The organism is Solemya velesiana gill symbiont (assembly GCF_002020805.1).
GTDB lineage: Bacteria > Pseudomonadota > Gammaproteobacteria > Chromatiales > Chromatiaceae > Sedimenticola_A.
In genome coordinates this window covers 1-10,647 of record NZ_MPRJ01000098.1, presented here as the reverse complement: position 1 = coordinate 10,647, position 10,647 = coordinate 1, and the positions used below count along the sequence as shown (strand labels likewise).

The following is a 10,647-nucleotide window of genomic DNA, read 5'->3' as shown; positions in this document are numbered from 1 at the left end:
AGTGCATTGTCCGCGCTTAGTGATAGCGCCTAGCCAACCGGACGGCGTGCGTACAGACCCAGTACCACCGCCAGATAGGCCCAGCGTTTTCCTGTCCATACATATGTAATATCACCTGCCCAGATCTTGTTCGATGCATCGACATCAAACTGTCGATCCAGCCTATTCGGAATGCCGATATACGGCTGCTCGGCCTTCCTGTAGCGATGTTTCGGTTGCTGGGTACTGACAAGACCCAGCACCTTCATCCTCCGCCCCGCGCGATATCGACTCAGCGGGATCCCCCGGTCAGTGACCATCCGGGCAATTGCCCTGGCTCCTGCAGAACCATTACTAAGCGCATGGACGGTCTTGGTCTCTGCCATGAGTTGCCTCTCCAGTGCCGATAACTGTTTTGGCCGTCGATGCAGTCGTCTGACTATCTGGAATTGTTCAGCGAGTCGGACATCAAGAGCGCGGTAGCCTTCTTTAGGATTTCTTTCTCCGTCTCGACCTGGCGTTAGCGTTTCTCCAGTTCCTGAATACGTCGCTGATCGGGCGTCAGTGCCGTGCCCTTAGGCGTCTTGCCTTGGCGCTCCTCTCGCAACTGTCGAACCCAGTTCTCCATGGAGCCTTTGCTCACGCCCATCGAATCAGCCGCCGCCTGGAGGGTATAGCCCTGGTCTGCAACCAGCTGCGCGGCTTCCAGTCGAAATTCCGGGCTGTAGTTTCTGCTTCTCTTACTCATCTTGTCACCTGTTCCACTCCTGGGACATCAGATCACCCAGATTCAGGTGGCCAAATTAACTATGCCACTACAATTGCATCTCCATCTGGTCTATATACAACTGCACGCCAAAGATCATAATCATTTGACCAGTCAATAAACTGGCTATAACTGGTTACCCATCGATTTCCAACAATATTCGGAACGACCCCGTCAAAACCAATACTATTGTATGTTCTTTCAAAATACAGCGTCACAAAAAACCACATAAATAATGATGTCGCTACTGCCCGACAGCCGACCTTGAAGAGATTAGCGTAAAAGATAAGCGATCAACTGCGTGTATTGGCGAGAGGACGGACCAGCTAAGTTATTGATTTACGAGTGTAACACTACAATTGGGAACCAGGTGGTTGCGTTTTGTTTGTTGTCAGGCCTGGTAATAAATTTCGTAGCCTAAAGGGGAATCACTCTGTAGTTAATTCTTCGATATGGCTACGAGCTACTTTTGCAAAGAGGCAAAAGTAGCCAAAAACTCTCTTCCCCGGTGTCCCGCCCGCTATCGCGGGTCCACTGTGCTTCTCGCCTTCGCTGGGGGTTGTCTGTGAACCCCCTGAAACTTTGAGTAGCGCAGAGCACCCGTAGGGTGGCATGGTGGAGCAGTGGTTTTGGTGACTTTTGCCGTAACAAAAGTCACTCGTGGCCATGCGATGAGTGCAGCTACAGAGTACACCCCTTGTAGGCCACGAAACTTTTTACCAGAGATCAGAAATTAGAGGTCGACCACCTGGTTCCCAACCAGGCAATCAACCCCTAAGCCCGATCAAGCGGAAACGCCAACACCTCATCGAGGTGACTGGCCCCGGTCAATCGCATCAACAACCGATCGATCCCCAGGGCCACGCCGGCACAGGGCGGCAGTCCGTTCTCAAGTGCAGCCAGGAGATGCTCATCCATCGGCACCATGGGTTTTCCGGATTCCGCCCTCTTCTCAAGATCGCGTTCAAAGCGCTTTCTCTGCTCGGCAGCATCCGCCAGTTCGTGGAAGCCGTTGGCCAGTTCCAAACCGTCCATGTAGAGTTCGAAGCGCTCCGCCACCGGGGGATCATCATGCCGGATACAGGCCAACGAGGCCTGGCTGGCAGGATAGTCGTAGACAAAGCAGAGTCCATTCCGGCCCAGTTGCGGTTCGATGCAGTGGCTCATCAACAGGTCCAGCCAGGCATCCCTACCTGGAAGCTCGATGCTTTCTGCCCCCGGCACCTGCTGTTGCAGGGCACATTGGCGAAGTTCGTCTGCAGTTGCCCTATGGGGGTCCAAGGCCAGGTACTTGTCAAAAACTTCACCGTAGCTCGAACGCTCTGTTTCACAATTGCCATCCAGCAGGGAGCAAACCATGCGCTCCACCTCGTCCATCAGCAGGTGGTGATCGAAACCGGGGCGATACCACTCCAGCAGAGTGAATTCGGGATTATGCAGTCGGCCTGCCTCGCCATCCCGGAACACCTTGCAGATCTGATAGATCGCCCCGCTGCCGGCTGCCAGCAGCCTTTTCATGGGGAATTCCGGCGAGGTGTGAAGATAGAGAGCGCGTCCATCCGCTGCGCCGGGCCCCGTATAACTCGAGGTCATGCAATCGAGGGCTGGATCGGTGGTCGCAAAAACGGAGCAGGCCGGCGTCTCGACCTCGAGCACACCGGCCTGCCTGAAAAATCCCCGGATATCATCCAGCAGATTCGCACGGGCCCTCAACCTGTCGAGGGACGCAGTGGGCTGCCAGTTTCCGGTTGAAGTCACGGTCAGGTATCAGTCTTCCTTGGCCCGGGAGACATACTCTCCTGAACGGGTATCGACCTTGATTACCTCGCCGATCTGAACAAACAGTGGTACCCGAACTACCGCGCCGGTTTCCAGGGTCGCGGGTTTGCCGCCTCCGCCCGAGGTATCGCCCTTGAGACCGGGGTCGGTTTCAGTGATTGTCAGGATGACAAAGTTGGGCGGCTCGACAATGATCGGGCTGCCGTTCCACAAGGTTACCGTGCAGATATCCTGCTCTTTCAACCACTTGGCGGCATCACCAACGGCCTTTGCATCGGCGCTCACCTGCTCGAAGGTGTCGTTGTCCATGAAATGCCAGAACTCACCATCGCTATAGAGATACTGCATATCCATCTCCATAACATCCGCCGCTTCCACAGATTCGCCGGACTTGAAGGTCCGCTCAATAACCCGCCCGGTCATCAGGTTTCTGATTTTCACCCGGTTGAAAGCCTGCCCTTTGCCTGGCTTCACAAATTCGTTTTCAATAATGGAGCAGGGGTCGCCGTCGATCATGATCTTCAGCCCGCCCTTGAACTCGTTGGTACTATAACTTGCCATCTCTTCCTCACGAAACAACGACTGGAAACGCGAATGGTACATCGAACCGAGCCTGCATGGCAGACTCCTGTTTGGCAGCAGGCCCTCAGCAGCGCCCTCACGGACGTGGATGAGTTGTTTGAGTACCTCCAACTGGATAAATCCCAACTCCCTGCAAGCATTGCTGCAGCAGAGAAATTCAGGCTCAGGGTGCCAAGGAGTTACGCAGACCTGATCACCAAGGGCGACCCGGGAGACCCCCTACTCCTGCAGATCCTGCCTGGTAGCGAGGAACTGAGAAAAGCCGATGGATTCAGCGCCGACCCACTGGAGGAACTGGCCAAGCACCAGGCTGCAGGTGTCATACACAAATACCAGGGACGTGCCCTACTCATCGTCACGGGTGCCTGCGCCATCAACTGCCGTTACTGCTTTCGCCGCCATTACCCTTATGCGGAGGCATCGGCACACCAGGGGCAATGGCAGCCTGCTCTCGAATATCTTCACAAAAACAAGCAGATAAGCGAAGTTATCCTGAGTGGCGGGGATCCCCTAGCACTCCATGACGGTACGTTGTCCAAGCTTGTGGATGCTCTGCAGGGAATCCCACATCTCAAACGCCTTCGCATCCACAGCCGTATGCCTGTTGTTTTGCCTGAACGTGTCACTGGAGAACTGCTGGATCTGCTAACCCGGTCACACTTGCAACCGGTCATTGTGCTACATATCAATCATCCAAGAGAGCTGTCGGAGGCAGCCAGGAGCAGCCTTGAGGTCCTGAATGCACACGGCGTCACCCTGCTCAACCAATCTGTGCTGTTGAAAAACATCAATGACGAGCCGGCACTATTGGCACGGCTGAGCGAGACACTGTTCTCAGCCAGGGTCATACCCTATTACCTGCACATGCTGGATCGTGTGCAGGGAGCGGCCCACTTTGAAGTAAGCGACGCGCGGGCACGTGAGATTTACCAGCAACTGAGGGAAATGGTGCCCGGTTACCTGCTTCCCCGCCTTGTACGAGACAATAGCGAGACGGCATACAAGTTGCCGATCCTATAGGCTTTTTTCTTGTAATCAGGCTCAAAAATCGGCTGGAACTTGTATACAATTAAACCTCTGGTATATATAGTTAGCAGATGTGGGAAAAAGGACAATTCTTCCAGATGTATAACACTGCCATCAGCCCCTCGTCACAATGCTCTGTTCTGATGGCATTACAGGAGCAAGATACGGCGTCTTATGGACATGCGGGACAACATCGGCTTGATCACACCGGAGAGAAAAGAGGCCAAAGGCTCCTTTCTCACCAAACCAGATGAAGTTAAATCCTGGGTTTCGAATCTGCCGATAACCAATATTGGTGAAACTTCCCGCCAGGTGTTCAAGACCCTGGTCAAGTTCAATCGTATCGAGATGCCGGGCGCCACCCGCCTCAAGGTGGCCGAGATGTTTCGGCAGCCAGCCGACTACCTCACAGCTAATCTGCGTAAATACTATTTTGACGTTGTTTTTCCCCTGGCCGCAAAGAACCGGAAAATTGCCGTACTGAACAGAGAGCTCTTTTCCGAACTGGCCATCGCCTACAAGATATTCCTGGAGACTGCTGCGAACCAGCGCCGTGATCAGAAACTGATCGTTATCGCTATTCACCGTGCGATGCGTAATCTCTACCAGGTCATCTACCAGTCCGCTGTCATATACGACCCGCACCCTGAAGACACATGGCGTGAAATCCACCGCCTGTATGCCCTGTCTGAGCAATCGAACTTTCAGGATCTACCGGTCAAAGACAATGACGAGAACCAGACACCTAGCACGATCAGCAAGCTGTACCGGGAAATACTGCTTTTCTCGATCAGCGCCCCTCACCGGATCCGTCAGCGTGAGATAGAGCAGGTCTACAAGCTGCTTCCGGAGTGGAGCGAATATATCTCCCTGGAGATGCCGGAAGGGCTGACAGACAGAAAGAACCTGTTCATCACGCATCTCTGGTCTGATACACCCCCTTCGCACATCGGGCTGCATGATAAAGAGCCCAGCCAACGCTGCAGGCAGTTTGACACCACAGCGCTGATCGAAATGCTGCAGGAGAGCTTCAGTGAAATCGAAGATACGGAGTCTGCCAAGGAGAGCCATTTAGGACAACAGGTTTCCCTGGGGCTGGCCCGACACCTGCTGGTGTCGTTTACCGAAGCGCCCCAAAGGGAGTTTGTACGCACCCGACTGAATTTCGAGCTCAAAGTTGCCGTGGGTATCAATGCCATTCACGCACTGCTCTCTGTCCCGGACGTTATTGAACAACCTGAATCTGAAGAGAGAGAACAACCTTCTACTGCTTCTTCTTCAACTGACTGGCTGGAGGAAACCCATCACGTAGGGAACCCAGAGTACAAAGATGCGTTTTTTACCCTGACAGGCCAGGAGTTCACCCTGAGCGACGAGCAGGTTCCGCTCCTATCCGAAACCCCGTCCCCGCAGCCGATCGCCGAATCCCACCACCTCAACGACTCGCCTGCATGGATGAGCCACCAGGAAGAGCTGCCTAACATCTTCACCTGCACTACCATCAACGAAAGTGCTGGTGGCTATTGCATCAACTGGACCGGTGGTGACACGCCACATATCAAAATCGGTGAAGTAATAGGCGTTCAGTCAGCGAGCAACAGAAAGCTGTTCTCAATTGGTGTGAGCCGTTGGATGAGAAACACACCTGGAAACGGCATGCAGCTAGGTGTCGCCATGATGGCTCCAAGCTCGGCACCCGCCTACGTCCGTATCAAAGGCTCTGATCACAGCAGGGAATGCGGGCTGCTTCTGCCAGAACTGAAAGCTTCGGAGCTACCCGCAAGTCTCATTCTTGCAACCCTGCCCTTCAGGGTTGGTCATGTGTTACTGCTGGATGAGGGCATGGGAGAACAAGAGGTACGCCTTACCAGACTGCTGGACTCAAGTGGCGCTTTTGCCCGCTTCCAGTTTGTCTACCTGGAAGACAAGGAAGCCAAGAGTGAAGAACAAACTGAAGAGAGTGATTTCGACAATATTTGGTCGATGCTTTAGAATCCGATAGCTGCATGGGAATTATCCTTAATCTCACCTGCGCGGGCCTTCACACAAGAACCCAATGAGTTAATGTTCCTGACATTTCGACCATGAACACCGCAATAGACGCTGACAATGCAATTGAACTGCTCATTATTGAAGAGTCGTTGAATACTGCAGAAGCAGAGGTCAACACGCTCCGAAATGCCAGCCTGACAATTCACCCTACAAACGTCACCGACGAAGAGGGGCTTCTCGATGTACTGGAACAGGATCATGACCTGATCCTCTGCAGTGCGGACAATCCGAATGTGTCCATATCTTCGGCGCTGGCCACCTGTAAAAAAGCCTTGCCGAACGCCCCCTTCATTGTTATCTACATGGACCAGTCCCCGGATGTCCTGTTACAGGCTATGCGTGATGGCGCACGGGATGTGGTCTCCGCAGATGATCCTGACCACCTGCAGTTGGTTGTTAAGAGAGAATTTCATGACCTGCTGGTCCGGCGGGAACTTGAGTCGATACGTGACAAACTGCGTGAAACAGAACAACGCTGCACATCCCTTATCGAACATTCCCGTGACGCCATTGCCTACGTACACGATGGCATGCACGTACATGCCAATCCTGTCTACCTTGAGATGTTTGGCCATGTCGACCTGGATGAAATAGAGGGCCTCCCGATACTGGATCTCGTGTCAAAGGATGACCACAAGCGATTCAAGAAATTCCTGCGTTCTCTCGAAAACAAAAAGGACTCCGCTCGAATCGAGGTCAAATGCCGCAACAGTGATGACACCCTGTTTGACGCGACAATGGAGTTCTCACCTGCAGCCATTGATGGGGAACCCTGCACCCAGATCATCATCAGGGACCATTCTCAAAGCAAGGAGCTGCAACAAAAGATTGCACTCCTAAGCAGCCAGGACGTGCAGACCGGCTTGGCCAACCGCCAGTTTTTCATGCAAAACCTTGAACAGAAGTTCGACAAGCACAAGGAAAATGGCGGCCCCTTCTCGCTTTTTTACGTCACTATTGACAGTTTCCAGCAAGTTCGCAGCAGCATAGGCGTAGCCGCGAGTGACGGCCTGCTGCTCAACATTGCGAACCTGCTTTCCGGCATCGTCGAAGGCGAAAAACTCCTTGCCCGATTTGGTGACCACACGTTCACCATCCTGAGCGAGAAATCCAATTCGGTGGATGCAGAACCCTTGGCTGAACTCGTCAGAACAACCATTGAAGAGAGCAGTTTCGAACACAATGGTGAAAATATCGGCATAACCGCCAGTATTGGTATCGCCTACCTGGGAGAGGAGACCAATAACAGCCAGGAGTTCCTCAACCACGCATACCAGGCCTGTGAATCTGCGCGCAATGAGGGCGGAAACCGCTTCTCCTTGTACGATGTTCAAGAGATGCAGCCGAGCTACGGTGAACAAGAGGACAAGAACGAAGCAAACGTCATCGAACTCATACGGCATGCCCTTGAAACTGACCGCTTTCGTCTTGTCTATCAGCCCATCGTCAGCCTGCAGGGGGATACCCGGGAAAACTATGCCGTACTGCTCCGCCTGCTGGACAACAATGATGAAGAGATTCTGCCGAACTACTTCCTGAAGTATGCGGAAGAAAGCAACCAGATGGCCGAAATCGACCGCTGGGTGATCAGGAATACCATTGAAAAGCTGGCATACGAGCGCAGCAACGGCAGAAAGATCAACTTCTTTGTCACCCTCTCAACAGCCGCACTGGAGGATGAAGGCATGCTGCTCTGGGTCTGTGACTGCCTGAGAGAACAGAAAGCCAAGGGGGCATGGCTCACATTCCAGGTAAAAGACTCTGATCTTCGCTCGCACACCCAGTCTGCCAAAAAACTGATCGACGACCTGAAGAAAATCAAATGCCAGCTGGCCGTGGACCAGTTTGGCTCAAATCCCAAGGGCGAGACCTTACTCAAACATCTTCCGGTGGATTATGTAAAACTCGATCCATCCCTGATGAAGGATCTGGCAACCCGCCAAGAGAAACAGGACAACCTGAACGCCCTCAATTCACTTGCCCTTTCCTTCAAGGCCAAGACCATCGCCACTGGCGTGGAAGACGCCAACAGCCTGGCCATACTCTGGACCGTAGGCGTCAACTACACCCAGGGCTACTTCCTGCAGGAACCCTCGGCGAGCATCAGCTACGACTTCTCAAGCGCCTGACCAGGCAGGCCCTAGATTGTGCGCTTCCCTGCCAGGCAGGATGCCGTGAAATTCAGTTACCCGCCTGGTGGTCACCAGGGCATGAAGGTGTTCATGAAGGACATAGGCCTGGATATATATTTCGATTCATCAGTGCCATGTCATTTCGCATGTAGTGGGTGGAGTGAGTGAGGGACTTCATGGACTGGTCCATCGAACCCATATTGGTGAGCATCGGCTCCAGAGTTGCCACCTTGTTATCGATACTCTCGATATGGGTGATCATGGTCCGCACATTGGAGGTCAGCTTTGACATATTCTGCGACACCGACTGCATGTTGCTGGAGAGCACGGTCATGTTGGAGTCAACGCTGATGGCCAGGTAGTGGACATCCTTGGCAAGGCTGTATACCAGGTAGAACCCGTAGGCCGCGAGGATAATGAAGGCAAACAGCGATGGATAGACGATCAGTTCCCAACGGCGGGCACTGGTCTCGAAAGCCAGCGACAGACGATCAATGGAGTAACCCATTTCAGATTGGTCGATGCCTTGATCTGCCCTCTTTGCCTCATTATTTCCAACCATACAGTTCCCCCACAGGAATCTACCACCTGAAAGCTCGGATTCAACTTACCAGCTTACCATACCCCAGGCATATTCCACATGCCCTTAATGTCTACAAAAAACAGGGTTATTAATAGCGTTGAATCGCTTGATGGGCAGCCCCGATCCAGAGCTTGGAAGCTCTGGATCGGGGACTATTATCCGGAATTGATATCAGAAGTCGCCTTCCGCACCACGCTTCATGATGTCGAGAATCATCTCTTTGACCTGCAGCGCCTCTTCCTTGAGTTCGGGAGGCAGCGGCTCACCACCATGGATCATCAGATCCATATTCAGGGCGATCAACCAGAGCTTGCCCTGCTTGTCCTCGATCAGGGTGATACGGCAAGGCAGATAGGCTGAAAAGGCGTCATGGTAGTCCAGCATTCTGGCAGCCGTCAGGGAATTGCAGAACATGTAGATCTTAACAAAGCGATAGGGCTTGCCTGATTTGGCCTCCACGTCCGCTGACCGCCATGGAAGGCTGAAAGCCGAGGCGGTTAGTCCCCGGTAGCCGTGAGGCCGTGAGGCCGCACTGCGGTGACCAGGACGTCCGGGGCAATAATAGGTTGTCGAAGGCCGAGTCGATTTTGGGGACTTGGATGTCCCAAAATCTTTCACGAGGTCGAAGACTCGCCTGCTTGTACAGGGGGAGTTCGCCAACATTGGACATATTGTGCTCATTGGCGACGAACTTCATGGTCTCTTCCACCTCTTCGGGCGAAAGACCCTCTGCCACTTCAAACTTCCAGACGGTAGCTTCAGCGGCATTTTTGGTGGACAGTATGTTCTCGACAAGTTCATGGTAGACCTTGGGGGCATCAGGATCGAACGCCGAGAGCGCGTCCTTGGATTTGACTACCACCACGCCACCTGCAATCACAGCCAGCAACCCGATCAAAGCAAAAATATTTCTAATGGCACCCATTACTACCCCTCCTTACTATTATCTGACGGTGTGTTGTTTTCACTTTGAGGACCGTCGTTTTCTTCAACCTTGGATCTTATATTCCCACTGCGTACCTAGTCGACTTTATCCAGCGCCATGAGCAGGTCTTCAACAACCTGCTGGTTACCGGCACGCATATGTAATTTCACAGCCTGTTCGAACGCTTCAAACGCTTCGTTGGCCCTGCCTTGCTTGAGCAATATATTACCCAGTTCTCCATGGGCATCGGGATGGGCTGGCTCAAGCACGATGAGGTCATGATAGAGATCCATCGCAACAGTCTCGTTGCCTGACCAGTAAGCCCGCCTCGCCTGCTCAATAGAGAGTTTTTCCAGGTCTCCATCTGCGTCACTTTTCGCCTCAGGCGACCTGAAACTGAATGCAAAAGCATCTTCCTCTAGCGCTGACGGCAGCTCTTTACCCACTTTCTGGTCAGATTGCCGGATCTCCAGTTCTTCTGCAGGCGTCTCGATTGCAGGATGAACCGGCGCTTCAGGAGCGCTGTCACCAGGAGCGCTGTCACCAGGAGCCTGACCCGGCGCGTCTGGCATGGCTGGGGCTGGCGTTACTTTGTCACCAACTGATGCCATATCCATGTTGCCTGCAGGCTGCACAACTTCACTGGCTGACTCTACAGCAAGCGCTGTTGGAGTTTGCGCACCAGGACCGAATATTGCCTGCCGATAAATAATGCCTAGGGCCCGTTCACGTAAAAGTCAGTAAAATGCCACTCTATGGAACTAACGAAAGAGCAGTACAAAATCATTGAGCCGTTGTTCCCCAAACCAAGGGGGACGAAGAA

General features: G+C 53.2%; 8 protein-coding genes and 3 pseudogenes. 3 read left to right on the top strand and 8 right to left on the bottom strand.

Translation table 11 applies throughout. The features are described from left to right. Positions 1 to 32: 32 nt before the first annotated feature. The 4 genes and pseudogenes from BOW53_RS11755 to efp form a co-directional block, all read right to left on the bottom strand. Positions 33 to 365 (bottom strand): annotated as a pseudogene (locus BOW53_RS11755) (transposase domain-containing protein); the annotation flags it as partial. Between the two features lie 50 nt (positions 366 to 415). Further along, positions 416 to 727: pseudogene (locus BOW53_RS11750) on the bottom strand (transposase); the annotation flags it as partial. A gap of 792 nt (positions 728 to 1,519) precedes the next feature. Beyond that, positions 1,520 to 2,503 (bottom strand): EF-P lysine aminoacylase EpmA, encoded by a 984-nt coding sequence (gene epmA, locus BOW53_RS11745; protein ID WP_342748436.1) that lies wholly within the window; start codon positions 2,501 to 2,503, stop codon positions 1,520 to 1,522. A gap of 9 nt (positions 2,504 to 2,512) precedes the next feature. Continuing rightward, positions 2,513 to 3,085, bottom strand: coding sequence for an elongation factor P (efp, locus tag BOW53_RS11740; protein WP_078488173.1), 573 nt, complete (start codon positions 3,083 to 3,085; stop codon positions 2,513 to 2,515). A gap of 33 nt (positions 3,086 to 3,118) precedes the next feature. On the opposite strand from efp, the gene epmB reads away from it, so the two are divergent. The 3 genes from epmB (at position 3,119) to BOW53_RS11725 (ending at position 8,313) form a co-directional block, all read left to right on the top strand. Continuing rightward, positions 3,119 to 4,126, top strand: coding sequence for an EF-P beta-lysylation protein EpmB (epmB, locus tag BOW53_RS11735; protein ID WP_078488170.1), 1,008 nt, complete (start codon positions 3,119 to 3,121; stop codon positions 4,124 to 4,126). 180 nt (positions 4,127 to 4,306) lie between these two features. After that, entirely contained in the window at positions 4,307 to 6,124 is a 1,818-nt protein-coding gene (locus BOW53_RS11730) for a hypothetical protein (RefSeq protein ID WP_078488169.1), read from the top strand. A 92-nt stretch (positions 6,125 to 6,216) separates the two neighbouring features. Further along, positions 6,217 to 8,313, top strand: a complete 2,097-nt coding sequence (locus BOW53_RS11725; RefSeq protein WP_078488168.1) for an EAL domain-containing protein — start codon at positions 6,217 to 6,219, stop codon at positions 8,311 to 8,313. A gap of 71 nt (positions 8,314 to 8,384) precedes the next feature. On the opposite strand, the pseudogene BOW53_RS11720 reads toward BOW53_RS11725, so the two are convergent. The 4 genes and pseudogenes from BOW53_RS11720 to BOW53_RS11705 form a co-directional block, all read right to left on the bottom strand. Then, a pseudogene (locus tag BOW53_RS11720) lies at positions 8,385 to 8,824 on the bottom strand (hypothetical protein). 246 nt (positions 8,825 to 9,070) lie between these two features. Then, a complete protein-coding gene (locus BOW53_RS11715; RefSeq protein ID WP_245832134.1) occupies positions 9,071 to 9,313 on the bottom strand; it encodes a DUF302 domain-containing protein in 243 nt (80 codons plus the stop codon). Between the two features lie 7 nt (positions 9,314 to 9,320). Further along, on the bottom strand, positions 9,321 to 9,824 hold the full coding sequence (locus BOW53_RS12870) for a hypothetical protein (RefSeq protein ID WP_172838889.1): 504 nt from the start codon (positions 9,822 to 9,824) through the stop codon (positions 9,321 to 9,323). 95 nt (positions 9,825 to 9,919) lie between these two features. Further along, positions 9,920 to 10,441, bottom strand: coding sequence for a tetratricopeptide repeat protein (locus tag BOW53_RS11705; protein WP_078488165.1), 522 nt, complete (start codon positions 10,439 to 10,441; stop codon positions 9,920 to 9,922). Positions 10,442 to 10,647 lie beyond the last annotated feature (206 nt).

Coding starts and splice junctions, on each gene's coding strand:
- efp (WP_078488173.1), bottom strand. CDS start 3,085: ATGGCAAGTTATAGTACCAACGAGTTCAAGGGCGGGCTGAAGATCATG.
- epmB (WP_078488170.1), top strand. CDS start 3,119: ATGGTACATCGAACCGAGCCTGCATGGCAGACTCCTGTTTGGCAGCAG.
- BOW53_RS11730 (WP_078488169.1), top strand. CDS start 4,307: ATGGACATGCGGGACAACATCGGCTTGATCACACCGGAGAGAAAAGAG.
- BOW53_RS11725 (WP_078488168.1), top strand. CDS start 6,217: ATGAACACCGCAATAGACGCTGACAATGCAATTGAACTGCTCATTATT.
- BOW53_RS11715 (WP_245832134.1), bottom strand. CDS start 9,313: ATGTTCTGCAATTCCCTGACGGCTGCCAGAATGCTGGACTACCATGAC.
- BOW53_RS12870 (WP_172838889.1), bottom strand. CDS start 9,824: ATGGGTGCCATTAGAAATATTTTTGCTTTGATCGGGTTGCTGGCTGTG.
- BOW53_RS11705 (WP_078488165.1), bottom strand. CDS start 10,441: ATGGATATGGCATCAGTTGGTGACAAAGTAACGCCAGCCCCAGCCATG.